The organism is Mycobacterium montefiorense (genome assembly GCF_003112775.1).
Taxonomy (GTDB): domain Bacteria; phylum Actinomycetota; class Actinomycetes; order Mycobacteriales; family Mycobacteriaceae; genus Mycobacterium; species Mycobacterium montefiorense.
Genome location: NZ_BFCH01000036.1, coordinates 81,257 through 106,885, shown reverse-complemented (window position 1 = coordinate 106,885; position 25,629 = coordinate 81,257). Strand labels below are relative to the sequence as shown.

At 66.2% G+C, this 25,629-nt stretch carries 26 protein-coding genes; 8 read left to right on the top strand and 18 right to left on the bottom strand.

What is annotated here, in order from left to right:
- Positions 1-48: 48 nt before the first annotated feature.
- Genes DB708_RS24215 through DB708_RS24200 form a run of 4 tightly spaced genes read right to left on the bottom strand, consistent with a single transcriptional unit; the run spans position 49 to position 3,856 of the window.
- Complete coding sequence (locus DB708_RS24215; RefSeq protein WP_108926274.1) at positions 49-1,518, bottom strand: M28 family peptidase; 1,470 nt, start codon at positions 1,516-1,518, stop codon at positions 49-51.
- A gap of 8 nt (positions 1,519-1,526) precedes the next feature.
- The gene (locus DB708_RS24210) at positions 1,527-3,023 is read right to left on the bottom strand and encodes a M28 family metallopeptidase (RefSeq protein WP_108926007.1); all 1,497 of its coding nucleotides are present in this window, start codon (positions 3,021-3,023) and stop codon (positions 1,527-1,529) included.
- Positions 3,024-3,082: 59 nt separating this feature from the next.
- Entirely contained in the window at positions 3,083-3,502 is a 420-nt protein-coding gene (locus DB708_RS24205) for a DUF2752 domain-containing protein (RefSeq protein WP_235616926.1), read from the bottom strand.
- Between the two features lie 21 nt (positions 3,503-3,523).
- A complete protein-coding gene (locus DB708_RS24200) occupies positions 3,524-3,856 on the bottom strand; it encodes a CD225/dispanin family protein (RefSeq protein WP_108926006.1) in 333 nt (110 codons plus the stop codon).
- A gap of 337 nt (positions 3,857-4,193) precedes the next feature.
- Between DB708_RS24200 and DB708_RS24195 the strand changes: the two genes are divergently transcribed.
- Complete coding sequence (locus DB708_RS24195) at positions 4,194-4,715, top strand: serine/threonine protein kinase (RefSeq protein WP_108926005.1); 522 nt, start codon at positions 4,194-4,196, stop codon at positions 4,713-4,715.
- Between the two features lie 180 nt (positions 4,716-4,895).
- Positions 4,896-5,414: a serine/threonine protein kinase gene (locus DB708_RS24190; protein ID WP_108926004.1), complete on the top strand. Its 519-nt coding sequence runs from the start codon at positions 4,896-4,898 to the stop codon at positions 5,412-5,414.
- Between the two features lie 3 nt (positions 5,415-5,417).
- Here the strand turns inward: DB708_RS24190 and DB708_RS24185 are convergent, their stop codons facing one another.
- Genes DB708_RS24185 through thiO form a run of 4 tightly spaced genes read right to left on the bottom strand, consistent with a single transcriptional unit; the run spans position 5,418 to position 8,158 of the window.
- Positions 5,418-6,185, bottom strand: coding sequence for an SGNH/GDSL hydrolase family protein (locus tag DB708_RS24185; RefSeq protein WP_108926003.1), 768 nt, complete (start codon positions 6,183-6,185; stop codon positions 5,418-5,420).
- The gene (thiG, locus tag DB708_RS24180; protein WP_108926002.1) at positions 6,182-6,940 is read right to left on the bottom strand and encodes a thiazole synthase; all 759 of its coding nucleotides are present in this window, start codon (positions 6,938-6,940) and stop codon (positions 6,182-6,184) included. The genes DB708_RS24185 and thiG overlap by 4 nt, the downstream gene beginning before the upstream one ends.
- Positions 6,933-7,130, bottom strand: a complete 198-nt coding sequence (gene thiS, locus DB708_RS24175) for a sulfur carrier protein ThiS (protein WP_108926001.1) — start codon at positions 7,128-7,130, stop codon at positions 6,933-6,935. The genes thiG and thiS overlap by 8 nt, the downstream gene beginning before the upstream one ends.
- The gene (gene thiO / locus DB708_RS24170; protein ID WP_108926000.1) at positions 7,130-8,158 is read right to left on the bottom strand and encodes a glycine oxidase ThiO; all 1,029 of its coding nucleotides are present in this window, start codon (positions 8,156-8,158) and stop codon (positions 7,130-7,132) included. Before thiO ends, thiS begins: the two co-directional genes overlap by 1 nt.
- Positions 8,159-8,312: 154 nt before the next feature.
- Here thiO and thiE point away from each other — a divergent pair, with 154 nt between their 5' ends.
- Positions 8,313-8,984, top strand: coding sequence for a thiamine phosphate synthase (thiE, locus tag DB708_RS24165; RefSeq protein WP_108925999.1), 672 nt, complete (start codon positions 8,313-8,315; stop codon positions 8,982-8,984).
- On the opposite strand, the gene DB708_RS24160 is transcribed toward thiE, so the two are convergent.
- The gene (locus tag DB708_RS24160) at positions 8,956-9,588 is read right to left on the bottom strand and encodes an NUDIX hydrolase (RefSeq protein ID WP_108925998.1); all 633 of its coding nucleotides are present in this window, start codon (positions 9,586-9,588) and stop codon (positions 8,956-8,958) included. The two genes, thiE and DB708_RS24160, sit on opposite strands and share 29 nt — an antisense overlap.
- A gap of 132 nt (positions 9,589-9,720) precedes the next feature.
- On the opposite strand from DB708_RS24160, the gene glnX reads away from it, so the two are divergent.
- The 3 genes from glnX to DB708_RS24145 are packed head-to-tail and all read left to right on the top strand — an operon-like array spanning position 9,721 to position 14,287.
- A complete protein-coding gene (gene glnX / locus DB708_RS24155; RefSeq protein ID WP_108925997.1) occupies positions 9,721-11,040 on the top strand; it encodes a protein kinase G-activating protein GlnX in 1,320 nt (439 codons plus the stop codon).
- Entirely contained in the window at positions 11,040-12,017 is a 978-nt protein-coding gene (locus DB708_RS24150) for a glutamate ABC transporter substrate-binding protein (RefSeq protein ID WP_108925996.1), read from the top strand. The genes glnX and DB708_RS24150 overlap by 1 nt, the downstream gene beginning before the upstream one ends.
- Positions 12,017-14,287, top strand: a complete 2,271-nt coding sequence (locus tag DB708_RS24145; RefSeq protein WP_108925995.1) for a serine/threonine-protein kinase PknG — start codon at positions 12,017-12,019, stop codon at positions 14,285-14,287. The genes DB708_RS24150 and DB708_RS24145 overlap by 1 nt, the downstream gene beginning before the upstream one ends.
- A 47-nt stretch (positions 14,288-14,334) precedes the next feature.
- On the opposite strand, the gene DB708_RS24140 is transcribed toward DB708_RS24145, so the two are convergent.
- The 4 genes from DB708_RS24140 to fgd form a co-directional block, all read right to left on the bottom strand.
- Positions 14,335-15,198, bottom strand: coding sequence for an endonuclease domain-containing protein (locus DB708_RS24140; RefSeq protein WP_108925994.1), 864 nt, complete (start codon positions 15,196-15,198; stop codon positions 14,335-14,337).
- Between the two features lie 96 nt (positions 15,199-15,294).
- Complete coding sequence (locus DB708_RS24135; RefSeq protein WP_108925993.1) at positions 15,295-16,443, bottom strand: acetate kinase; 1,149 nt, start codon at positions 16,441-16,443, stop codon at positions 15,295-15,297.
- Positions 16,436-18,523, bottom strand: coding sequence for a phosphate acetyltransferase (pta, locus tag DB708_RS24130; protein WP_108925992.1), 2,088 nt, complete (start codon positions 18,521-18,523; stop codon positions 16,436-16,438). The genes DB708_RS24135 and pta overlap by 8 nt, the downstream gene beginning before the upstream one ends.
- Positions 18,516-19,526, bottom strand: a complete 1,011-nt coding sequence (gene fgd, locus DB708_RS24125) for a glucose-6-phosphate dehydrogenase (coenzyme-F420) (protein WP_108925991.1) — start codon at positions 19,524-19,526, stop codon at positions 18,516-18,518. The genes pta and fgd overlap by 8 nt, the downstream gene beginning before the upstream one ends.
- Before the next feature lie 29 nt (positions 19,527-19,555).
- On the opposite strand from fgd, the gene DB708_RS24120 reads away from it, so the two are divergent.
- Together DB708_RS24120 and DB708_RS24115 are read left to right on the top strand one after the other, a co-directional pair.
- Positions 19,556-20,308 carry an MBL fold metallo-hydrolase gene (locus tag DB708_RS24120; protein ID WP_108925990.1) on the top strand — a complete coding sequence of 251 codons (753 nt, stop codon included), beginning with the start codon at positions 19,556-19,558 and terminating at the stop codon, positions 20,306-20,308.
- Positions 20,305-20,640: a YnfA family protein gene (locus tag DB708_RS24115; RefSeq protein WP_108925989.1), complete on the top strand. Its 336-nt coding sequence runs from the start codon at positions 20,305-20,307 to the stop codon at positions 20,638-20,640. Before DB708_RS24120 ends, DB708_RS24115 begins: the two co-directional genes overlap by 4 nt.
- Here the strand turns inward: DB708_RS24115 and DB708_RS24110 are convergent.
- The 5 genes from DB708_RS24110 to DB708_RS24090 are packed head-to-tail and all read right to left on the bottom strand — an operon-like array spanning position 20,615 to position 25,626.
- Positions 20,615-21,931 (bottom strand): NtaA/DmoA family FMN-dependent monooxygenase, encoded by a 1,317-nt coding sequence (locus tag DB708_RS24110; protein WP_409347632.1) that lies wholly within the window; start codon positions 21,929-21,931, stop codon positions 20,615-20,617. The genes DB708_RS24115 and DB708_RS24110 overlap by 26 nt on opposite strands.
- A gap of 35 nt (positions 21,932-21,966) precedes the next feature.
- Complete coding sequence (locus tag DB708_RS24105) at positions 21,967-23,082, bottom strand: LLM class flavin-dependent oxidoreductase (protein WP_108925987.1); 1,116 nt, start codon at positions 23,080-23,082, stop codon at positions 21,967-21,969.
- Positions 23,079-24,179, bottom strand: a complete 1,101-nt coding sequence (locus tag DB708_RS24100) for an LLM class flavin-dependent oxidoreductase (protein ID WP_108925986.1) — start codon at positions 24,177-24,179, stop codon at positions 23,079-23,081. Before DB708_RS24100 ends, DB708_RS24105 begins: the two co-directional genes overlap by 4 nt.
- Positions 24,176-24,661, bottom strand: coding sequence for a GNAT family N-acetyltransferase (locus tag DB708_RS24095; RefSeq protein WP_108925985.1), 486 nt, complete (start codon positions 24,659-24,661; stop codon positions 24,176-24,178). Before DB708_RS24095 ends, DB708_RS24100 begins: the two co-directional genes overlap by 4 nt.
- Before the next feature lie 20 nt (positions 24,662-24,681).
- Positions 24,682-25,626, bottom strand: coding sequence for an SAM-dependent methyltransferase (locus DB708_RS24090; RefSeq protein WP_108925984.1), 945 nt, complete (start codon positions 25,624-25,626; stop codon positions 24,682-24,684).
- Positions 25,627-25,629 lie beyond the last annotated feature (3 nt).

Here is a 25,629-nt window from a genome sequence, read left to right as displayed (position 1 = left end):
CCGCTGGATGACTCCGCGGAGCGAAAATGTGAGACCCAGCAAACGCCGCTAGGGTACCCGGGTTCGATGCCGTTTGTCGTGGGGTGGGACGCCGTTGACGCCTGTTATCGACTCGGCGTAGCTGCCCACGGCAAATGCCACGCCAGAGCCCATGACGGCCAATGCTTCCCGGTTGATGTTGTCGACCGTGTCCCGCGGGGTCTGGAAGTTGGGATCGAACCCGACACCGGTCTGACCGCCCCACAGGCGAGCTTGCACAGGGGTTTTCAGCTGGGATGCGCCGGTGCTCATGCCGCCGATCGGTACGCCCGCGACCATGAAGGGGTGGTAGTCGGTCCGGGTGCCCAGCGGCATGTCGGCGGGCCGCTTGCCCGCCAGATTGAGGTAGCCGGACAGCGTGCGCTCAATACCCGCCGACCCCGCGGGCACGTCACCGAACGCAACGCCCTGGCCGGGCGGGCCGGATTGATCGCCGTCGTCGGTGAAGAAGCCGGCGTTCGGCGAACCGAGCAGGTTGAAGTTCAGGTACATCGCGATGTCGTTGAGCTGCTCGTCGTCCAGGCCGAACACGTAATCCATGACGCCGTTGAGGCCGTCCTCGTCGGCTCCCCAGAACACGAAGCGCACCGCGTTGTTCACCGGCGCCAACGGGCCCAGCTGCAGTGCGGTTTCCAGTGTCGCGGCCACGCCGGACCCGTTGTCGTTGATGCCCGGGCCGCTGCGCGGGCCGTCGAGATGAGCACCGACCATGATCACGTCTCGCGGCGAGCCGGTCTTGGTCTGCGCCAGCACGTTTCGGGAGGTGATCTTGAGATTCTCGGCGTCCAGCACCAGCCGTACCGGCGCGGTGGCGTGCGAGAGCACGCTGCCGCCGTAGCTGCCCACGATTGCGACCGGCATGTTCAGTTGCTTGTAGTAACCGGGGTTGAACAACGTGGGCGGGGCGCCCTGGCCGTTGGACGCGCTGACCACGACCAGCGCCGCCGCTCCCTTGGCCTTCGCGTTGTTCTGCTTTTCGACCACTGAGCAGTGCGCGTCGTCGACGACCGCGATCGCACCCGCAGGCAGCATGGCCGGGTAATCGTTCACCACGCAGCCCGACGGTTGGGTTGGCCGCACCGGTTGGCCGGTAAGGCCACCGGACGGAGTCCGGACCAGCAGCGAGGCCTGCTCCACCGAATAGCTGCTGCCGGCAATCGTCAGCGACGGCTTACCCGGTGACACCGCGTAGAGCCGGTCGAACTGCGGTGTGGCTACTTCAAACCCTTTGCTGCGCAATGCCTTCGCGACATATTCGACGCTTGCATCGTAGCCTGGCGTCCCCTCTGCCCGGTTTCCTTTGTTGGCGTCGGCGATATCCTGCAGCGCGCGCAGGTGCACGAACATCCCGTCGGCGGTGACCTTTCCGGCCAGCGCCCGTCCGAGGTCAGGCGCAGCGCCCGGCGGCCCGTGGTGCGACGACGAGCATGCCGCTGCCAGCCCGATCACCACCAAGCCTGTGCACAGCCGGCGGATCATGGTCTGGTTCATGGCTTTGCGAGCACGTGGCGGGTGCGGTCCCCGATGACGGGAACCCCGTTTCGTCCGGTGATGTCTTGGGCGTACAGAGCCACCGCGTAGGCGACGCCGGCGCCGTTGATGCCCAGCGAGACGCGGTCGATGTGATCGAGGGTGTCGGTCTTCTTGTGGTAGTTGGGATCGAACGGTTCGTCCGCGGTTCCGCCCCACAGTTTGGCTTGGTCGCCGGACTTTTTGGCTTCCGCACCGGAGAATAGGCCACCCGCCGGGATGCCGGCCAGGGTGAAGCCGTTGTAGTCGGAGCGCCCGTCGAACGAGGTGTCCTGCGCGGTCTTACCAGCGGACTTCAGGTAGGCGACCAGCGTGCGCTCGATGCCGGCCGAGCCTTCCGGCACCACCGGCTGACCGCGGGTGTCCGCGGACAGGGATTGGTCTCCGTCATAGGTGAAGTAACCGGGGTTCGGCGAGGCGAGCATGTCGAAGTTGAGGTACAACGCAATGTTTTTGAGATCGTCGAGGCTAAGTGATTCGACGTAGTTGCGCGATCCGATCAATCCGAGTTCCTCGGCGCCCCAGAAACCGAAGCGCACCGCGTTGTGTACCTGTGGCGAATTACCCAGCTGCACTGCGGTTTCCAAGATCGCGGCGACGCCAGAGCCATTGTCATTGATACCCGGCCCCTCCGGCACGCTGTCCAGGTGCGCGCCCGCCATCACCACATCGGTGGGCGAGCCCGTCTTGGTCTGCGCGATGATGTTGCGGGCTTTGAAATTCTGGCTGCTGGCGTTCAGCTTGATGGTCGCCGGTCCCGGTTGGACGCGCAGCAGCATTCCGACGGACTTGGTGACGCCGACCGCCGGAATCTTCACCTCGGTGTTGGGCCCGAGGGTGCCGCCCATCTGCTCCTCGTCGACGTTGTCGGCAACGATCATCGCCACGGCACCGCGCTGCGCCGCGGCGTCCTCCTTCTGCGCGAACGGGCAGGTACCGCGGTCCACCAAAGCCACCGCGCCCTTGATCGCAATGTTGTCGTAGTCCGATGCCGCACAACCCAGACCGTTGCCCGCCGGCACCGTCAGCAGCGGACCGCTTACCCCGTCGGGTCCCGTGCCGAGGCTGAACTCGAGCGCATGGGCTTCGACGGCCGTGCCGGCGACCGTCACTACCGGCTTGTCAGCGTGAAAGACGCGCGCCGAGAACTCGGGGGTTTGCACGTCAAAACCGCTGTGGCGCAATGTGTCCACCACATAGTCGACGCTGGCTTCATAGCCAGGCGTGCCTACCGCCCGGGTGCCATTGTTGGCGTTGGCGATGTCCTGAAGTTTTGTCAGGTGCGCCATCATCGCGTCGGCGGTGACCTTGTTGTGCAAGGTGGTAGCGAATTCGGCCGCGGCGGGGTTGCTCGGCTGCGGGGAGTCAGCCGGCCGATCCGAACAGCCGGTCAACCCGGCGGCGAGGGCGATCGTGGCGAGCATCGCCGCCAGCGTTCGTGATTTGTTCACCATCGCGCCCAAGGTTAGACGCCCATGGCACGTCAGCGCACTCGGCGCACCGCGGCATCGCGTCAGACATGCAGCCCGCTGAATGGGGCAACGGGAATGTTGCGCACCACAAACCAAACCGTCACCAACGACAGTGCCACCAAGGCCGCCCAGCGCTGGTGCTGCCAGCTTCTGATCCGCCGTCCGGTCACCCGGCCGTAGGTCCAGACCAGGTACGTCCACACCAACAGCACGACCGCCACCAGGCCCAATGCGTTGAACCTGGCGGCGGCCATCAGATTGCCGTGCAGCAGCGAATACAGCATGCGCAGGCTGCCGCATCCGGGACAGTCGATCCCCAGCAACGCCTTGGTGGGGCATATCGGCAGCGGGCCACCCGGGGTGGTCGGGTCACCCACCCAGGTGGCGGCACAGACCAACGTTGTGGACGCGGCGACCATCAGCGGGGCGCCGAGCCCAAGCGCGATATGCCCCTGGCGCATGACCGCGAGCGTAACCCGCGTTTAGCGCATCCCCACAAGCATTGCCGCCGCGTTCACGTCCGGCGTGCTCATGGCCGCGGCGATCGCGATGATCGCGTAGATGATGACGATGACAACCCAGGCAATGACCGACCAGATCGACCACTTCCGGGCGCTGGCAGACGCTGCCTGAGCCTCGGCGTGCAGGCCCTGCGTCCACAATCCATTGACCGAGGCGGCCTTCACGATCGCGACGATCCCGGTGATGGGGAAGCAGAACAACGTCGCCAGGATGGCCCACACCAAATAGTTATTCGGTGCTTGCCCAGCAGGCTGCTGCGGCGGGTAACCCGGAGGTGGCGGTTGTGCAGTCATGGATTCTCCAGTCACGAGAAGTTAGCTGGCGTGAAGCGGTGCTTACCCTACCCGAGCTGAGTCGCGACGGCACTAGGTACGCAAAAATCAGTTCGGCGAGATCCTCGACATCGCCATCGCCGCAGCGGCGCTCCCCATCACCGGTTCATCCGGGACGCGGACGTGCCGACGAAATACATTGTGTGGGTTCCACTTCCGTTGCCAATAGGCGATTCCCCGGTCAACAACGATTGATGCCCAGAAAGACAATGTCCGGCGGAATGTATTACAGAGCCACGACATAGCCCTACGATTTGGGTAACACACGGCTGCTCCGACAACTGTAAGGAGTCGTTGGATGTTCCCTCTGACCAATGCGCTGCACACCGCAACGGCCGCGGTGCTTGCGGGCGGCTTCGCGTTTGCGGGAGCCGCGACGGCGACGGCAGACCCCAACGCCGGCAGCGCCGCGGATATCAACACCTTGGCCGCCTCGCTGTCGAAGGGATATGGCCTCAACAACTGCACCGCCCAGTCGGTTCCCAGCGATGCGTTGGCCTACCTGCAATGCGGGCAGAGCCCCGATCCGAGCGGGCCGGTACTGGGCAAGTATTTCCTTTTCGGCAATGGCGGCAATCTGGTCAGCTCGTTCAAGGCCGTCATTGGGGGTGACAGCCTGAGCAACTGCGGCGATGCTTCCTCACCCACTCCATGGCACCAAGGCAGTTCCACCACCAACGCGGGATCGGTGGCGTGCGGGACTTTTCAGAGCCATGCCGAAATCATCTGGACCAATGACGCCAAAAACATGCTGGGCCTGATCCGCGCCTCCGGCAGCGACGTCCCGTCGCTCTACCAATGGTGGCGAAACAACGGCTGACGTTTCGCAGTTGGGCCCCAATGGGTTCCACGCTCAAGTTGAGGGAGAAATAGTGCCGATGTAAATGGTATGCGCCGGAACGGGTTGCATAGCCGTGGTTTAGCCCTACGATAATCCTGGCAAAGACAAATGACGTCTGCGCAGCCTTCTGGGCGGTTACCCGAATGTCAGGAGTCGAGGATGTCTTACCCGACCAAAACCCTGCGCGCCGCGGCGGCCGCAGTGATCACAGCCAGTTTTTTCTGCGTCGGTACTGGCACCGCGACGGCAGACAACAACGCCACACTCTTAAGCGCACTCTCGAAGGGCTACAGCACCAGCAATTGCTCGTCGCAGGCGGTGTCCGAAGTACAAGGCTCCTTTACCGCCACCGTGGTCGCGGTGCTGCAGTGTGGGCAAAGCGCCGACTCCACCGGTCCGATGGGCGGCAAGTACTTCCTGTTCGCCAACAGCGCCGACACAGCAAGCTCGTTCACCAAGCTCATTAGCAGCGACACCCTTACCAACTGCGGAGACGCCAAGTCGCCCACCACATGGCACCAGGGCAGTTCCGACTCGGCCGGACAAGTTGCGTGCGGGACGGATTCGGGCCAGGCCGAGGTGCTCTGGACGGTCGATTCCAAGAACGTGCTGGCCTTCGTCCGCGCGTCCAATGGCGATACGGCGTCCCTGTACAAATGGTGGCAGTCCAACGGCTGATCGTCAGAGCTGAGCTGACACCAACTCCGCGACCGCACGCATTCCCGCGCCGTTGGGATGTAGCGGTGCTGGCCGACCTGGCAGCGGCACAACATATTTGGCCGGAGTAGTCGTCCACGGCTCGGCCGACCACGCGTGGTGATCGCGGCTGGCCGCGCCAGCGCCGATCACCTCGCAGCCGGTTACCACTGCCGCGTCGGCGGTGAGTCGCTCCAGGGTGGTCGCCAGGTGGCGGCCCAGGTCGGCATCCGCATCCGAAATCGGACCTGCGGGCGAGCCCGCGGGCGGCAGTATCGTCAGGTAGTCGACCAACAAGACCCGTGCGCGTGGAGCGCGCTCGCGGACCGATTTTCCTACCGCACATAAGGAATCGAATACTTCGGCCAGTGCCTGCTCGCGCGCGTCGCGGTCCAGCAGCTCGGCTATCCGCGTGCCCAGCAGCGGTAGCCGCCGGGCCGGCCGCGGCAATGCCGCAGCCATCAGCAGCGGAACGTAGCCCACGTCGTTGCCGCCGATCGTGACGGTGACCAAGTCCTCCGAGCCGTCCAGCACGGTGATCTGGGGCGGCGCATTGTGCTGGCGATCGGCCAGGAGATGGGCGGTGGTCGCGCCGGAAAACGTGACGTCGACCAGTTCGAGGTTCATCCGTTCGGCGACCAGATGGGCGTAGTTGCGGGCCGACCGGCCCGACCAGCGGGGAGCGTCGGGAGCGTGCGGCTGGATTCCGGGGCCGGCAGCCATCGAACTTCCGAGCGCTACATACCGTTTCATCGGTCAGGGCTGGATGCCTGCGCCCAGAAGCGTTTCGGGATTCTCCCGGCACGTCGCGCAAGATAGCCGGCGGTTACCGCGGCAGCCATCGCCGCAGCCATCGCGGGCGGATCGGTGGCCCGGGTCACCGCGCTGGCCAACAGCACAGCATCACAACCTAATTCCATCGCCAATGCAGCGTCACTGGCGGTGCCGATGCCGGCGTCCAGAATCACCGGAACGCCGGCCCGAGCGACGATCATCTCGATGTTGTGCGGGTTGGTGATGCCCAAGCCGGTTCCAATCGGCGAGCCCAACGGCATCACCGCCGCGCAACCGGCCTCCTCCAGTCGGTGCGCCAGCGCCGGGTCGTCGTTGGTATAGGGCAACACGACGAATCCGTCGTCGACCAATTGTTCTGCTGCCCGGACCAATTCGACCGCATCGGGCAGCAGTGTGCGTTCGTCGGCGATCACTTCGAGTTTGACCCAGTTGGTGTTGAGTGCCTCGCGCGCCAGCTGGGCGGTGAGTACCGCTTCGGCCGCGCCGCGGCACCCGGCGGTGTTGGGCAGCGGCGTGATACCCAGCCGGTTGAGCAGGTCCAGCAACCCGGTACCGCCCTCGGCGTCGACCCGGCGCATCGCGACGGTGGTCAGCTCGGTGCCCGAGGCGGTCAGCGCCTCCTGCAGCACCGCCAGACTCGTCGCTCCACCGGTTCCCATGATCAGCCGCGAGGTGAAGCTGCGGTCGGCGATCGTTAACTTGGAATCAACCACCTTGCACCGCCGTCACTATCTCGAGCCGAGCACCGTCGAAAAGCTTTGTGGTCCAACTGGACCGTGGCAGCACGGCGTCGTCCATCGCCACCGCGATGCCGCATTCGGGAAAGCCCAGCGACTCCAGCAGCCCGGCGACGGTGGTCTGCCCGTCGACCTCGACCGCACTTTCGTTGACTACCACCATCATCAGCGAACTCCTACCGGAACAAGTTCGGACACAATCTGTTCGGCGGTCCACGGCGCCAGCAGAAAGCCCGACCGACCGTGCCCCGCGGCGACCAGAGTTCGCTCGTCCAGGCGTTGCACCAGGGGCAGGTTGTCCGGGGTCATCGGCCGCAGCCCGGCGGCGCACTCGGCGAGCTCGTACTCGCCCAGCGCCGGCAGCACCGCACACGCGTCGCCAAGCAGGTCACGTACGCCGGACACCACCGGGGCGGTATCGCGGCCATGCTCGTACTGCGTCGCGCCGACGACCACCCCGTCCGCCCGCGGCACCACGTACACCTGACGCCCGTGCACCCTTGCGCGAATCACACGCTGCAGCAATGGCATACAGCCCTTTCGCCAGTGCAGCCGCAGCACTTCGCCCTTCACCGGGCGCAGAGGCAGGCCCGGCCACAGCGCCGGCGCGTCAATGCCGTTGGCGATCACCACCGCATCGCCGGAGACCCTGGACAGGTCATGCGCCGGCGGTGCCCAGTGAACTCCGAGCCGTTCGCATTCGGCCGCCAGCGCGTCGAGGACCGCGCGGTTGTCCACGGCGAGTTCGGTGGGCGCCCGGAAGCCATGTCGGATACCTTGCGCCAGAAGGGGTTCGACGTCACGCGCGGCCGGCTCCCACACCACCGGATACCCCTGGCCGGCCAGCCAATCCGCGACCGTGCGCAGGTCGGCGACGTCAGCCCGGTCGACGGCCACCACCAGGGACTCCCGGGCGGTGACCACCTTGGGCGGCAGCCCATCCAGGTAACCGCCCTGGTGCCATAGTCGCAGCGACTCCAGGCCCAGCCGCAGTAGGCGTTCTTCGCCGGGCCAGCCTTCGCTGTGCGGGGCGAGCATGCCACCGGCGACCCAGGACGCGCCCTGCTCGCCGGTGCGGTGCACCCGCACCGACCATCCGGCCTGCGCGGCGCGGCGGGCCACCGACAGCCCGATGACTCCCCCACCGATGACGGCCAAACACCCCGCCGGTGGGCCCAACACGTTCGTCGGCATCCTTGGCCTCCCTTCGCCGGCATGATCCGGATCAGGTGTGACGGTAAGGACAGCTCCGGTTGGTCCGGCTGTGCCCACTCTCAGCCCCGCAGAGCGCTCGGGACTCCCGTGTCTTAGTTGTTCGTGTTCTACGCTAGCGCGCTAGCGTCGCGGTGTGCACAATCCTGTTACCCGACTTAGCACCGCCAGGCTCTATCTGTGTACCGATGCGCGCCGCGAGCGCGGTGATTTGGCTCAGTTCGCCGATGCCGCGCTGGCCGGTGGGGTGGACATCATCCAGCTTCGCGACAAGGGATCGGCCGGTGAACAGCGCTTCGGCCCGCTGGAGGCCCGCGACGAGCTGGCCGCCTGCGAAATCCTCGCGGACGCGTCCCGTCGGCACGGCACGCTGTTCGCGGTCAACGACCGCGCCGACATTGCCCGGGTCGCCGGCGCCGACGTGCTGCACCTGGGACAGGGCGACCTGCCGCCGGCCGTGGCCCGCGAGATCACCGGGCCGGACACGCTGATCGGCCTGTCCAGCCACGATTCCGACCAGGCAGCCGCGGCGGCTAGCGGGACAGCCGACTACTTCTGCGTCGGCCCGTGCTGGCCGACACCCACCAAACCGGGCCGCACCGCCCCGGGCCTGAACCTGGTCCGCGCGGCCACCACCCTTGCGACCGGCAAGCCGTGGTTCGCGATCGGCGGCATCGACGCGCAGCGGCTGCCCGAAGTGCTCGAGGCCGGCGCCCGGCGAATCGTGGTGGTGCGCGCGATCACCGCGGCCGAAGACCCGCGGGCCGCGGCCGGCCGGCTCAGGTCAGCGCTTCTAGCAGCGAGCTGATGCGGGGACTCAGTTGCGACGGCGCCTGGTCCGCATCACCCGGCATACACCAGACGAATACCCCGGTCTCGATCTCCAGGGTCCGCGGCAGGTGCTGGCGCCGTTCGTCGCCCTGCCCCAGCGGAACCAGCGCCGGGGCGGTGCGCAGCCGCTCCCAGCTGGCGGCGAAACCCGGATGCAGCGGCAAATCGACCACCTCGTCCTCGGCGACCCAGCGCATTTCGGCGCTTTCCCGGTTGGGCACCGTGTGCAGCAACTCGCCGGCGTCGGCGACGACGGTGGTGTAGGTCCAGTGCGTACCGGCGAGCCCGGCAACCTCGGCGGTGACCACGGTCGCCCGCACCGCGAGGCGCTCGGCGAGTAGACCGGCCTCTTCGTGCGCTTCGCGAACCGCCGTCTCCTCCGGGGTTTCGTGGCTATCCCGGGCACCGCCCGGCAATCCCCAGGTGCCGCCCTGATGACTCCACACGGCACGGTGCTGCAGCAGCACCGCGGGGGTACCGTCGGGGCGTGGGGCTCGCAGCAGCAAACCGGCGGCGCCGAATCGACCCCAGTAATGGGCGCCGCCGTCGGATATCACCCATCCGTCACCGTCGCCATGCACGCGTTCAGGATATGCAGGCGATCACCGAAATTGGGTCCGCCTCCCCCCATCTGCCCCGACATTCTCTTAGAATTCGCTTATACACGTTCGAGCAGCGCATTCCAGTGACCGAGAGATGAGGTCGTAACAGTCGTGACGGTTGAGCTGGCGCACCCGACGACCGAACCACTGGGGTCGCGGTCGCCAGGCGAACCGGCCCACCCCCGTTGGTGGTTCATCTCGACGACCCCAGGCCGCATCCTGACGATCGGCATCGTCCTGGCCGCGCTCGGAGTCTCCAGCGCCTTCGCCACCTCGACCACCATCAACCACCGCCAGCAGGTGCTGTCCACCGTGCTCAACCACACCGAGCCGCTGTCGTTCGCGGCCGGGCGGCTCTACACCACGCTGTCGGTGGCGGATGCCGCGGCGGCCACGGCGTTCATCGCCCAAGCCGAGCCGTGGCCGGTGCGGATGCGCTACGAACAGGCCATCACCGACGCGGCGGTCGCCGTGACCCGAGCTTCGAGCGGGCTGACCGACGAGGCGCTGGTGCAGCTGCTCGGCAAGATCAATGCGGAGCTGGCGGTCTATACGGGCTTGATCGAGATAGCGCGGACCAACAACCGGGAAGGCAACCCGGTCGGGTCGTCGTACCTGTCGGAAGCGTCAGGCCTGATGCAGTCCACGATCCTGCCCGACGCGGCGCAGCTCTATCAGGCGACATCAGCGCGGGTGGACTCGGAAACCACCGCGTCCACACACTTCCCGGCCCCGGTGATCCTCGTCGTCGCCACCACGGTGGTGTTCGGTCTGTTCTCGCATCGCTGGCTGGCCCGGCGCACCAGGCGACGAATTAATCCGGGCCTGGTGGTGGGCGCGCTCGGTATTCTCGTCATGGTGGTGTGGGTCGGAACTGCGCTAACAATCTCGACGACCGCCAGCCGTAGCGCTAAAGACACGGCGGCCGCGTCGCTCAAGACCGTCACCAACGTGGCGATCACCGCGCAGCAAGCCCGAGCCGACGAGACGCTGTCGCTGATCCGGCGCGGCGATGAGCAGATCCGCAAGCAGTCGTTCTACCAGCGCATCGACTACATGCATGAGCAGATCAACCACTACATGGCCCGCAACGATGCCGTCGACAAAGCCGATCTGCAAGGCGCCGATCAGCTGTTGGTCCGCTGGCGGCAGGCCAACGACCGGATCAACTCCTACATTTCGGTCGGTAACTACCGCGCCGCGACTCAGATCGCACTGGGTAGCGCCGAAGACGACTCGACCCCGGCGTTCGACAAGCTGGAAGATCAGTTGGGCAAGGCCATGACCCAAAGCCGTACCCACCTGCGCAACGACGTGGTCAACGCGCGCAGCGGGCTGTCCGGCGCTCAGGTGGGCGGCGTGGTGCTCAGTCTGGGTGCCGCCATCGCGGTCGCCCTGGGCCTGTGGCCGCGGCTGAAAGAGTATCGGTGATGAACCGTCTGCCCAGGATCCGCCGGGCGTGCACCGTGCTCGCCACGGCGATCGTGCTGGCGGGTTGCGGGCGCACCGAATCGCTGACGGTGGCGACCGCGCCGACGTTGCCGCCGCCCACCCCGGTCGGCATGCAGCAACTGCCGCCGGAACCGGCGCTGCCGCCCGACGCGACGAGTGAGGATTGCAACGCGACCGCCAGCCTGCGCCCCTTCGCCACCAAGCCCGAGGCCGACGCCGCGGTGGCCGACATCCGGGCCCGCGGCAGGCTGATCGTCGGGCTCGACATCGGCAGCAATCTGTTCAGCTTCCGCGACCCGATCACCGGTGAGATCACCGGTTTCGATGTCGACATCGCCGGTGAGATCGCCCGTGACATCTTCGGCGCCCCGTCACATGTCGAGTACCGGATCCTGTCGTCCGACGAACGCATCACCGCGCTGCAGCACTCCGATGTCGACATCGTCGTCAAGACGATGACCATCACCTGCGACCGCCGCAAGGAGGTAAACTTCTCCACCGTCTACCTCGATGCCAACCAGCGCATCCTGGCCCCGCGCGACTCGCCGATCGCAAAAATTGCCGACTTGTCCGGCAAGCGCGTCTGCGTGGCCAGGGGTACCACGTCGTTGCACCGAATCCGGCAGATCGACCCGCCCCCGGTCATCGTCTCAGTGGTGAACTGGGCGGACTGCCTGGTGGCCATCCAACAGCGCGAGATCGACGCTGTCAGCACCGACGATTCGATTCTGGCCGGGCTGGTCGAAGAGGACCCGTATCTGCACATCGTCGGACCGAACATGGCCACCCAGCCCTACGGAATCGGGACCAACCTGGACAACACCGGGCTGGTCCGGTTCGTCAACGGCACGCTGGACCGCATCCGCCGAGACGGAACCTGGAATACGTTGTACCGCAAGTGGTTAACGGTCCTCGGCCCGGCGCCCTCCCCGCCCGTACCAAGGTATGTGGACTGATGGCAGAGGCCGAAGACGTCACTGGCTCCGAGGACTTGGAGCCCGGCACCGACGCGCCCGACGTACAGACCGGTGCGACGACGGGACGCGCGTTTGCTACCCAGGCACTGTTCCGTCCCGACTGGGACGACGACGATGACGACGACCTGCCGCACATCTCGCTCGGCGGCCTAGACACCGAACCGCAAGACCGCAAGACCGTCGCGACCCGGGTGCTACCGCCCACTCGGCAGCTCGGCGGTGGGCTGGTCGAAATCCGCCGGATGCGCGACATCGACCCGGTCGAAGCCCTGATGACCAACCCGATGGCGCCGGAGGCCAAGCGGTTCTGCTGGAACTGCGGAAAACCCGTGGGCAGGTCCCGCGGCGACGGCAAGGGCGCCTCGGAGGGCAAATGCCCGTCCTGCGGTAGTCCGTATTCGTTCCTGCCCCAGCTGAGTCCCGGCGACACCGTGGCACACCAGTACGAGGTCAAGGGTTGCATTGCACACGGCGGGCTGGGCTGGGTGTACCTGGCCGTCGACCACAACGTCAACGACCGCCCGGTGGTGCTCAAAGGCCTGGTGCATTCCGGTGACGCCGAAGCTCAAGCGATCGCGATGGCCGAACGGCAGTTCCTCGCCGAGGTGGTGCACCCGCAGATCGTGCAGATCTTCAACTTCGTCGAGCACACCGACCGGCACGGTGCTCCGGTCGGCTACATCGTGATGGAGTACATCGGCGGTCAGTCGCTCAAGCGGGGCAAGAAGGACAGCAGGCTCAAAGTCGCCGAGGCCATCGCCTACCTGCTGGAAATCCTTCCCGCGCTGAGTTATCTGCACTCCATCGGCCTGGTCTACAACGACCTCAAGCCAGAGAACATCATGCTCACCGAAGAGCAGCTGAAGCTGATCGACCTGGGCGCGGTGTCGCGGGTGAACTCGTTCGGCTATCTCTACGGCACACCCGGCTACCAGGCGCCGGAGATCGTGCGCACCGGCCCGACGATCGCCACCGACATCTATACGGTGGGGCGCACTCTGGCGGCGCTCACGTTGAATCTGCGCACCCGCAATGGCCGTTACGTGGACGGGCTGCCCGAAGACGACCCGGTGCTGTCCACCTATGACTCGTTCGGCCGGCTGCTGCGCCGCGCCATCGACCCCGACCTGCGGCGCCGCTTCTCCTCCGCCGAAGAGATATCGGCGCAGTTGATGGGTGTGCTGCGCGAGGTGGTCGCCCAGGACTCCGGGGTGCCCCGGCCCGGCTTGTCGACGCTGTTCAGCCCGAGCCGCTCCACCTTCGGCGTGGATCTGTCGGTCGCACACACCGACGTGTATCAGGACGGGCAGGTGCACTCCGAGAAGCTGACCGCCCGAGAGATCGTGACCGCGCTGTCGGTGCCGCTGGTCGATCCGACCGACGTCGCCGCCCCGGTGCTGCAGGCGACGGTGCTCTCCCAGCCGGTGCAGACCCTTGACTCGTTGCGTGCTGCCCGGCACGGCTCACTGTCCGCCGAAGGCATCGACGTGGCCGAGTCCGTCGAGCTGCCACTGATGGAGGTCCGCGCGCTGCTGGACCTCGGCGACGTCGCCAAGGCCACCCGCAAACTCGACGACCTGGCCGAGCGGGTGGGCTGGCGCTGGCGGCTGGTGTGGTTCCGGGCCGTTGCCGAGTTGCTCACTGGCGATTATGACTCCGCCATCAAACATTTCACCGAGGTGCTCGATTTCTTCCCCGGCGAGCCGGCCCCGAAATTGGCGTTGGCCGCCACCGGCGAACTGGCGGGCCACGTCGACGTGGACAAGTTCTACAAAACGGTGTGGCGCACCAACGACGGCGCGATCTCCGCGGCTTTCGGGTTGGCGAGATCCCTTTCGGCCGAAGGTGATCGACGGAGTGCGGTGCGCACCCTCGACGAAGTGCCGGCGACTTCACGGCATTTCACCACCGCGCGGCTGACCAGTGCGGTGACGCTGCTGTCCGGCCGGTCGACCAACGAAATCAGCGAGGAGCAGATCCGCGACGCCGCCCGACGGGTCGAGGCGCTGCCGCCCACCGAGCCGCGCGTCTTGCAGATCCGCGCGCTTGTGCTCGGCGGTGCGATGGACTGGCTGGAAGCCAATCAGGCCAGTACCAACCACATCCTCGGCTTCCCGTTCACCCAGCACGGGCTGCGGCTCGGCGTCGAGGCATCGCTACGCAGCCTGGCCCGGGTGGCGCCCACCCAGCGGCATCGTTACACGCTCGTCGACATGGCCAACAACGTGCGGCCCACCAGCACGTTCTAGCTCACCTCTTGTGTCGAGTGTGCGTCCACGGCGGCCTGAGCGCACACTTAAAACCCCTGGCGCACAGTCGATGCGGCTAGCGCGGCACGGACCCGACGCAGGACATTAGCGGGCCGGTCCTCCGCGACAACCCGGACGACGATCCAGCCCATCTGGTCGAGCATCTCGAGACGCCGAATGTCTCTGACGTATTGCCGTCGATCGGTCCGATGTTGGTCACCGTCATACTCGACCGCGACCAAGCGGTCCTCCCAGCCCAGGTCTAGGTAGGCGACCGGCATGCCGTCCAGGCCGAGCACGGGTAGCTGTGTCTGCGGCCGAGGCAGGCCCGCATCGATGAGCAGCAGCCGCAGGTAGCTCTCCCTCGGCGACTGAGCACCCCCGTCCATCAGTTCCAGCGCCGCCTCCAGGCGACGAATCCCGGGTGAACGCGGGTGGCACGCGACGATCCTCAACACGTCGTCGGCCTTGACACCCGTTGCCCGAGCTAGCGTGTCAAGTCGTGCGACCGCCGAGTGCACAGCCCCACGCCGGCCGATATCGAACGCGGTTCGCTCCGGAGTGGTGACGTTGAGCCCGTCGATGAGCTGTATTTCGTTGTCCAGCAACATCTCGTGCCGCGTCAGCACACCGGGGGGTGTGCGCGCATTAGCGTGTATCAGCTCTACTGGGACGCCGTCGGGAATCCACCGCGAACCATGCAATGCCGCGGCGGCCGCTCCCGCGATGATTCCGCGGCGTTTAGACCACAGCCACGCCGCGATGATGCGCCGTTCCAGCGATATCTCGGCGTCCTGCGATAAGTAGACATTCGGAAGCAGCGCGCGGTAGTGCGTGCGTAGTTGATGGCGGGTCAACGCGCCGCGCACTAGCGCCTCGCTCCCAATGAACGGTTTTCCCAGGTCCGGCATTAGCGAACACTCGCACGTTCAGGCCGGACGCGATTTCATCTATCCACAGCTCACCGAGTGTGCGTCCTGGGCGCCGTAGGCGCGCATTCCAAGCCGTCAGCGCACAATCGACGCGCAGTCGCGGGCGATCGCGAGTTCTTCATTGGTCGGGACCACCAGCACCGTGATCGTCGAATCATCGGCGGAAATCCGCTGTGCGCCTTCGCCTCCAGCCAGGTTACGGCTTTCGTCGAGAACCACACCCAGCTGCTCCAGCCCCGCCAGCGCGTCGCGGCGCACCGCGGCATCATTTTCACCCACCCCGGCGGTGAAGCTGATCACGTCGGTGTGCCTCAGCACGGCCAGGTAGGCACCGATGTACTTGCGCAACCGGTGGATGAACACGTCGTACGCCAATTGTGCTGAGCTGTCACCAGATTCGATCATCGAGCGCAGCCTGCGGAAGTCGCGCTCTCCGGCCAGACCCCAGACCCCCGACTGGTTGTTGAGCATGGACTCGATCGCGTCCACGTCCATGTTCGCGGTGCGCCACAGGTAGCTGATGACGCCGGGGTCGATGTCGCCGCTGCGAGTGCCCATCACTAGGCCCTCCAGCGGAGTCAGACCCATCGACGTGTCGACCGGCCGGCCGGCGCCGATCGCCGAGGCCGAAGCGCCATTGCCCAAGTGCAGCACTATTTGATTCAGGCTATCCAGCGACTTGCCCAGGAATGCGGCAGCCTGCTCGCTGACGTACCGGTGCGACGTGCCGTGAAATCCGTAGCGGCGTATCTGGTATCGCTGCGCCAGCTCCCGATTCATCGCGTACGTCGCGGCCGCCGCGGGCAGGTTGTGAAAGAAGGCCGTATCGAACACGGCAACATGCGCGACGTCCGGCAGCAGCTTTCGTGCCACCTTGATGCCTTGCACCGCGGGCGGATTATGCAGCGGAGCAAGCGCTGACAGCTTCTCGAGGTCGGCAATCCGCTCGTCGTCGAGCAGCGTCGGACGGTAAAACGCCTCGCCCCCGTGTACTACTCGGTGTCCGACCGCCAATAGCCCCCCCGACGTCAGGTCTATGCCGTCCTCGGCCAACTGCTGGAACGCGAGACGCAACGCCTCCTCATGGTCGGCGGCCCGCCCCGACGGCTCGCCGATCTCCCCGATGACGCCACCCGCCAGCGCGTCACCCGAATCGGGTTTCACCAGCTGAAATTTCAGTGATGACGAGCCGGAGTTGATGACGAGCACAGTGCCCTCAGCCACGCTCGACCCCCTGCGCCTGGATGGCGGTGATCGCGATGGTGTTGACGATGTCTTCGACCAGCGCGCCGCGCGACAGATCGTTCACCGGTTTGCGTAAGCCCTGCAGCACCGGGCCGATCGCGATTGCCCCCGCGCTGCGCTGCACCGCCTTATAGGTGTTGTTGCCGGTGTTGAGGTCGGGAAAGATCAGCACCGTGGCGTGACCCGCCACCGCCGAGTCGCGCAGCTTGGTGGCGGCCACCGAGGGTTCTATCGCGGCGTCGTACTGGATCGGCCCCTCGACCAATAGCTGCGGATCCCGGGCACGCACCAATTCCGTTGCTTTCCTTACCTTGTCGACGTCGGCTCCGGTTCCGGAGTCGCCGGTGGAATAGGACAGCATCGCTACTTTTGGCTCGATCCCGAACTGCGCGGCGGTGCGCGCCGAGCTGATCGCGATGTCGGCCAGCTGTTCGGGCGTGGGATCCGGGACGATCGCGCAGTCACCGTAGGCCAGCACCTGATCCGGCAGGCACATCAAGAAAATGCTGGACACTGTCGAGACGTCCGGGACGGTCCGGATGATCTCGAACGCCGGGCGGACCGTGTGGGCGGTGGTGTGGGCGGCGCCGGACACCATGCCGTCTACCATGCCGTTGTGCACCAGCATGGTCCCGAAATACGAGACGTCGTGCATCGTCTCGTGCGCCTGCTCGACGGTGATGCCCTTCGTCTTGCGCAGTTCGGCGTACTGCGCAGCGAACTGGCTGCACAGTTCTTCGTCGCGCGGGTCGATGATTGTCGCGTCGTCTAGATCGACGCCGAGTTCCGCAGAGCGCAAACGAATTTGAGCCTCGTCACCCAGAACGGTCAGGTCGGCGATGCAGCGCTTCAACACCCGCCCGGCGGCCTTGAGGATCCGGTCGTCGTTGCCTTCGGGAAGCACGATGTGCTTGCGATTCATCCGCGCCTGCTGCGTGAGCCGGTGGGTGAACATCTGCGGGGTCGTCACGGTTGGAATCGGAATAGCCAGCTGTGTAATCAGATCCGCGACGTCCATGTGGCTGTTCACCAGCTCGACGGCGGTGTCGATCTTGCGGTGCGAGCTGGCGGTGACCCGGCCCCGGGCCGCGGCGACCGCGCTGGCCGTGTCGTAGGTGCCCAGCGAGGTGGCGATGATCGGCAGCCGCAGCCGCAGGCCGGACACCAGCGCCGAGATGGACGGATGCAGGTCGAAGCCGCCGTTGAGGATCAGGCAGCACAGCGACGGAAACCCTTCGGCCGCATGGGCACTCGCGACGGCCAGCACCACATCCGAGCGGTCACCAGGCGTGATCACCGCCATGCCGTCGCGCAGTCGCTCCAGCACGTGGTCCGCGGTCATCCCGGCCACCAGCACGCCCATCGCCTCGCGTCCGACCAGCTCGGCGTCGCCGCTGACCAGCGTCCCGTGCACTGCCTCCTGCAACTCGGCCACCGTCGGTGCCAGCAGCAGCGGCTCGTCGGGCAGCACATAGCCGGGTGTCGTGAACATGTGCAGCGCTTCGGCAACGGCGCCCACTTCGGCCGGGTCACACCGGTTGGCGACCACCGCCGCGGCGTGGGCACGCTGCGCGGCGAGCTCGGCCAGACACACCTCGACGACCCCGACGACCTGATCGGCCGTACGGCCCTTGGCCCGCACGGCCAGCAGCACCGGCGCGCCGAGATTGACCGCGATGCGCGCATTCACTGACAGTTCGGCGGGACCCGTGACATCGGTGTAGTCGCTGCCAACGATCACTACCGCGTCGCATGCCTGTGCCATCGCGTGATACGCGTCGACGATGCTGGCGATCGCGGCATCGGTATCGGCATGGATTTCTTGGTAGGTGACGCCCACGCACTGCTCGTAGGACTGGCCCGCGGTGGTGCGGGTCAGCAGCAACTCCAGGATGTAGTCGCGATCCTCTCCGAGCCGGGTAATCGGCCGGAACACACCGACTTTGGCGACCGTCGCCGTCAATCGGTTGAGCAGCCCGAGCGCGATCGTCGACTTGCCGGTCTCTGGCTCGGGCGCCGCGATGTAGATCCCCGACGCAGGCCGCGCGGTATCAGCCAAGTCGCCGCAGCCTGGGCGCCAGATCCTTTTCGAACAGCTCCAGGAACCGGCGCTGGTCGTGACCGGGCGCGTGGAACACCAGGTGGTTCAGGCCCCAGTCGACATAGTCCTTGACCTTGGCGACGGCCTCGTCGGGATCCGACGCCACGATCCAGCGCTTGGTGATCTGCTCGATCGGCAGTGCGTCGGCAGCCTTCTCCATCTCGATCGGATCGTCGATGGAGTGCTTCTGCTCGGCGGTCAGCGATAGCGGCGCCCAGAACCGGGTGTTCTCGCGGGCCAATTCGGGGTCGGTGTCGTAGGAGATTTTGATCTCGATCATCCGGTCGACGTCTTGCGGATTCTTGCCCGCCGCTTCGGCACCCTCGCGCATCGCGGGGATCAGCTTGTCCTTGTAGAGCTCCTCGCCCTTGCCGGACGTGCAGATGAACCCATCGCCCGCGCGCCCGGCGTACTTGGCCACCTGCGGTCCGCCCGCGGCGATGTAGATCGGGATACCGCCCTCGGGAACGTCGTAGATCGAGGCGCCCTTGGTCTTGTAGTACTCGCCCTCGAAGTCGACGCGGTCGCCGAGCCACAGTTCGCGCATCAGCCGCACCGACTCGCGCAGCCGCGCGTAGCGCTCCTTGAAGTCCGGCCACTCGCCCTCGTAGCCGGTGGCGATCTCGTTGAGGGCTTCGCCGGTGCCAACGCCCAGGAAGATGCGGTTCGGGTACAGGCAGCCCATCGTGGCGAAGGCTTGGGCGATGACGGCGGGGTTGTACCGGAAGGTCGGGGTGAGCACCGACGTGCCCAGCACCAGCCGCTCGGTGCGCTCGCCAACCGCAGTCATCCAGGCCAGCGAGAAGGGAGCGTGTCCGCCCTTGTGTCGCCACGGCTGGAAGTGGTCACTGACGGTGGCGCTGTCCATGCCGTGCGCTTCGGCGGCAACCGCCAGTTCCACCAGCTCGCGCGGTGCAAATTGTTCCGCAGACGCTTTGTATCCAAGTTTCAGTTCAGCCACCCGTTCTTTCTACTCCTACAGTGTTGGGCATGGCTGCAGCGCCAACACTTGTTCAAGTCACCGACACCGTGCACCTCGCTCAGGGTGAGGCGGTCAACTGGACGCTGGTCACCGACGACACCGGCGTGATGCTGATCGACGCCGGCTATCCCGGCGACCGGGAGGCCGTGCTGGCCTCGCTGAAGGAGCTCGGCTACGGCGCCGGCGACGTGCGCGCCATCCTGCTGACGCACGCGCACATCGACCATCTGGGCTCGGCGATCTGGTTCGCCAGCGAGCACGGCACGCCGGTCTATTGCCACGCCGACGAGGTCGGCCACGCCAAGCGCGAGTACCTGGAACAGGTCTCGGTCATCGATCTCGCGTTGCGAATTTGGCGGCCCCGGTGGGCGGTGTGGACCGCCCACGTGGTGCGCAGCGGCGGGTTGATCCGCGATGGAATCCCGACCACCACGCCGCTGACGCCCGAAGTCGCCGCGACACTGCCGGGCCACCCGAGGCCCGTTTTCAGCCCCGGCCACACTGGAGGTCACTGCTCGTACCTGGTTGACGGCGTGCTGGCCAGCGGCGATGCGCTGATCACCGGGCACCCGCTGATTCGGCACGACGGGCCACAATTGCTGCCGGCGATCTTCAGCTACAGCCAGGAGAACTGCATCCGAACCCTGTCCGCGCTGGCCCTGCTGGAGACAGAAGTCCTGGCACCGGGTCACGGCCCGCTGTGGCGCGGCCCGATCCGCGAAGCGACAAATGCCGCACTGGAAAAAGCAGGCGCATTGTGACAGTTGCCAAGTCGATCGCGTTGTTCATCTTGGCGGCGCTGTTCGAGATCGGCGGCGCCTGGTTGGTGTGGCAGGGAGTGCGTGAACATCGCGGCTGGATGTGGGTGGGCTGGGGCATCATCGCATTGGGCGCCTACGGCTTTGTCGCCACCTTGCAGCCCGACGCCCATTTCGGTCGCATCCTGGCCGCGTACGGCGGTATCTTCGTGGCTGGCTCGCTGTTGTGGGGCATGGGTTTCGACGGCTTTCGCCCAGACCGGTGGGATGTCACCGGTGCGCTGATCTGTCTGCTGGGCGTGGCCGTCATCATGTATGCGCCGCGAACTCACTGAGCCCCAAATGATCTCGCAATGTCTCGCCGGTGTACTCGGAGCGGAACGCGCCACGCTCCTGCAGTAACGGCACCACCCGGTCGACGAACTCGTCGAGACCGTGCGGCGTCAGATGCGGCACCAGGATGAACCCGTCACAGGCATCGGCCTGGATATATTCGTCGATCTCGTCGGCGATCCGGCTGGCTGTGCCGATGAACTGCTCCCGGCTGGTGACGGCGATGATCAGCTCACGGATCGACAACTTCTCAGCCTTGGCACGTTCGCGCCAATCGCCCGCCACCGCGACCGGGTCGACGTGACGGACCCGGCCCTGGGTGATATCGCTGTCCACGACCGGATCGAATTCGGGTAGCGGGCCGTCCGGGTCGTAGTCGGAGAGCTCACGACCCCACACCTGCTCCAGCATCGCGATCGCTGTGGCACCGCTGACCTGCTGATAGCGAATGTGGCGCGCCTTGTCCTGCGCCTCGCCCTCGGTGTCGCCGAGAACGAAGGTCGCAGCCGGAAAAACCTTGAGCTGGTTGGGGTCTCGACCGGCTTCGTGTGCCCGGCCCTTGACGTCGGCGTAGTAGCGCTGGCCATCCTCCAGGGAGCCATGCAGGGTGAACAATGCGTCGGCATATCGCGCGCCGAAGGAGCGGCCGTCGGCGGAGTCGCCGGCCTGCAGCAGGATCGGATGACCCTGCGGCCCCACCGGCAGGGTCGCGAACCCCCGCACGTTGAAGTCCGGTCCCTCGTGCTCGACCGCGTGAATCCCAGAAGGGTCTATGTACGTATCGTTTTCGATATCGGCCAGCACCGCTTCAGGTGCCCAGCTGTCCCAGAATCGGCGTGCGACGGTGAGGAACTCCTCGGCCCGCCGGTAGCGGTCGGCATGGTTCAGGAAGCCGCCGCGCCGGAAGTTGGCTCCGGTGAAGGCGTCCGACGAGGTGACGATGTTCCAGCCGGCGCGGCCGCCGGACAGGTGATCAAGGGTGGCGAATTGCCTTGCCACTTCGAATGGTTCGTTGAATGTCGTGTTTATAGTACCGGTCAGGCCGATCCGGTCGGTGACGCCCGCCAGGGCCGCCAGCACGGTGAAGGTATCCGGTCGCCCCACCACGTCGAGGTCGTAGATCCGGCCGCGGTGCTCACGCAGTCGCAACCCTTCGGCCAGGAAGAAGAAGTCGAACAGCCCCCGCTCGGCAGTGCGAGCGAGGTGGACGAACGAGTCGAATTCGATCTGGCTGCCCGAGGTGGGATCGGTCCACACCGTGGTGTTGTTGACACCAGGGAAGTGGGCGGCCATGTGAATCGGCTTGCGGTGCTTACCCTCTCGTGTGCTCACTCGTTCAACCCCCACTTCTGCGCGATCAGCTCGTGCGACCGCAGCCGGTCCTCGTGGCGGTGAGTCACCGAGGTGACGACGAGTTCGTCGGCTCCGGTGACCCGCTGCAGGGCTCGCAATCGCTGCGCGACCTCGTCCGGATTTCCGACGAATTGTGTTGCTAACCGGTCATTTACCACCGCCAGCTGCTCTTCGGTCAGCGGCGGCAAGTCATCTGGATCGGGATAGGGCATGGCACCCAAGCCGGTTCGGATCGAGTACACCCAATGGCCGTAGCCCGCGGCCAATCGCCGTGCAGTATCGCTATCGTCTGCGACCACAATGTCGGCGGACACCACCACATACGGCTTCGCCAGCGCAGCCGATGGCACGAACGTGTCGCGGTAGGCCTCGATCGCCTCCAGCGCGGTCGCCGGCGTGATGTGATAACTGGCCACGAACGGCAATCCCAACGCACCGGCAACCCGCGCGCTTTGCCCCCTGGTACTACCAAAGATCCACGGCCGCAGCCCACTTCCTTCGCCCGGAACCGCATGCAGATCGAACTTGCCGATGCGATACGTGCCATCGAGCAGCGCCAGAATGTCTGCGAGCTGCTCGGCGAAGTCCGGCGATACCGCCTCCGGCTGCTGCAGAATTCCCATGGTCGACTGCAACTGTTCGAGGTCGAGCAGCCCGCGCAGGTCGAATGGCGTCGGAACCACCACGCCGTCCACCTCGTGCCACACCCGCGCCGGCCGCGGTTCTCTCGGCTTTTTCGGTCTGCTCTCGTCGGAGCGGCGTTGCCCGGACCGACCGACGCCGAGATCGATGCGTCCGGGATAGAACGCATCGAGCATGCCGAAACTCTCGACCACCGCGATGGCGGTGGTGTATCCCAGCTGTACCGCCGCGGCGCCCACCCGAATCGTGTTGGTAGCGGCCGCGATCTGCCCGATCAGCACTGCCGGCGCGGCACTGGCGACAGCGACGAAGTGGTGCTCGGCGATCCAGTACCGCCGATAGCCCCACCGCTCGGCATGCTGGGCCAGGTCGATGGTGTTGCGCAACGCCGTCGCCGGGTCGCTGCCGGCACTCACCGGCGCCAGATCCAGGATCGAAAGCGGCGTCATCGCGTGACCACCGAGTATCGGTTGGGAACCAACGGCAATCCAAGCCGGGCGCGCAGCGTTTCGCCATCTTGATAGCCGGTGCGGAAATGCCCGGCCCGCTGCAAAAGCGGAACCACCTCGTCGACGATCACCGGCAGATCGGTGGCGTTGATGGCCGGTCGCAACCGTGCGCCGTCGATGCCCAGGCGCCGCCACTTTTGCAGCAGGTCGACCAATTCAGTTGGTCCCCCAGTGAAGTTAAGGGCATCGGAGCGGGGATCGCCCACACCGCCGAACGACACCAGCACGTCGGCATAGACCTTCAGCCCAGCACCGCCCGCCGCGCGGACCTCGTCCAGAATACGCCGAACCGCAGCTTCGTCGTGGGGTGTTATGAACACCAGATCAGCACTGGCAGACGCGAATTCATACACCGGTCCCAGGTGGGCCAGCGCCGCCACCACCGGTTGGCCCTGCGGCGGACGGGGCGTGATCGACGGGCCCTTGACCGAGAAGAACTTTCCAGTGAAGTCGATGTAATGCAGCTTGTCGATGTCGACGTAGCGGCCGGTCGTCACGTCGCGGATGATCGCGTCGTCCTCCCAGCTGTCCCAGAGCCGGCGCACCACGTCGACGAAGTCGACGGCCTCCTCGAAGAGGCCCTCCACCGAACCGTCGCGGCGGCCGAATAAAGCCGCTTCATGCGTGGTCGAGCTGACGCGAGGCTGCCAGCCGGCCCGGCCGCGCGAGACATAATCAAGCGTGGCAATGGATTTGGAGATATGGAATGGCTCGGTATGCGTCACCGTCGAGACTGGAATCAAACCGATGTGACGTGTCACCGGCGCGATACGGGCGGCAACCAGCGCGGCGTCGCCGCGACCGGCCAGCCGCCTCGGGTCGATCCGCTCGCCGCGGCCGGGCTGCGGCATCAAGCTGTCGTCGATGGTGAGGAAGTCGAGCAGGCCGCGCTCGGCGGTGGCCGCGAGCCCGGCCCAATAGCTTCCGCTGAGCGCCGACGGTGTGTGGGGATCGGACGCCAGCGTGGCCCGCCACGCCTGGGGGTCCCAGCCGTACCCGTCCAGCGCGACGCCCAGACCCAGTTGCTGCCCGGTCATGTGAGCCACTTCTCGAACGCGATCGGGAAAACGGGGCCTTCAGACGGCAGCGGCTCGTCCAATCGGGTGTATCCGGTGGCCTGATACAGCTGCTCGGCCTCGGGCTGGCGGTTGCCGGTCATCAGATAAACCTTGCGGTAGCCACGCGCCGCGATCTCGGCTTCCAGCTCGGCCAGCAGTGCCATTGCGTATCCGCGGCGGCGATGCGCGCTGTCGGTCCAGATTCTCTTGAGCTCGGCCGTCCCGGCGTCAACGCGCCGAAAGCCGCCGCCGGTAACCGGGCGGCCGTCCAGTAGACCGATCAACATGCCCCCGTCCGGTGGCGCGAACTCGTCGGAGGGGTTGTCCTTGAGCCACGCCAACACCGTTGGTGCTGCGCTGTCGTAGCGCTGCGCGTACTCCTCGGCCAGCTCCACCAACAACGGCTGCGCCAACGCGTCGTCCAACGCGACCTTCACGAACCGGAGCGCGGTCTTGGACATCACCTCACCTCTAACGCCTATCAGGCGGATGCATTCCGGCCGCGTCGCGCCCCGGGCCCGGCCGATCGCGTTGCGGTGACATATCGGGGCGTAATCGCGTTGTCATCGGGGGTGCCCCGCCATCGGGTGCCCATTCCAATCGCGGTGAACAAATCGGCAACGTTTCTTTCGACGGCCTGCCAACCGTGATCCGCCAGAGACCGCGGGACAGCGCGGTATTCGCCTGGGTACGTCAGTCCGGCCAGATCGACGTCGAGACCGAATTGCCGCCAGGTATCGACGAACGACTGCGCAGCTTCGAGCTGAAATGGGCTCCGGGTGGGCAGGTGATCGCCGGCGAAGCGACTGCCCGGCGCACTGGCCGCCGAGACGTCGTGCAGCAACCGGTTCTGTTCGTCGGGGGGCAAGAACCCGATCAATAACGTCTCCGCGATCCACACCGTGGGCTCGGCGGCATCGAAACCCACCCGCTGCAGAGCCGTCAGCCAATCCCGCCGCAGATCGACGCCGACCGCACGGCGGTTCGCGGTCAGCTCGGCGCCCAGCCGGCGCAACACGGCGGTCTTGAAATCGATCACGTCCGGCTGATCGATCTCATACACCGTCGTACCGGACGGCCACCACATCCGATACGGCCGGGTATCCAGACCGGAGGCCAGGATCACCACTTGGCGAATACCCCCGCGACCCGCGGCGGCCAGGAATTCGTCCAGAAACCGGGTGTGCACCCCCAGCAAGGTGATGAGCCCGCTGATGATGGCGTTATCGCCGCCGTCGTCCGCATACCGCTGGTCGTCCAGCATCCGGGCGAAGTACTGCACCCCCGCGGCGCGCACCAACTGCTCGGCGAGCGGGTCGTTGATCAGCCCCCTGCTGGTGGCCAGCGCCCTCGCGACCGCCCCGAATGTCGCGGTCATGCCGACGCCGCTGTCCGGGCCCCACGTGTCGTCGTCGGTCCGCGCCATCGG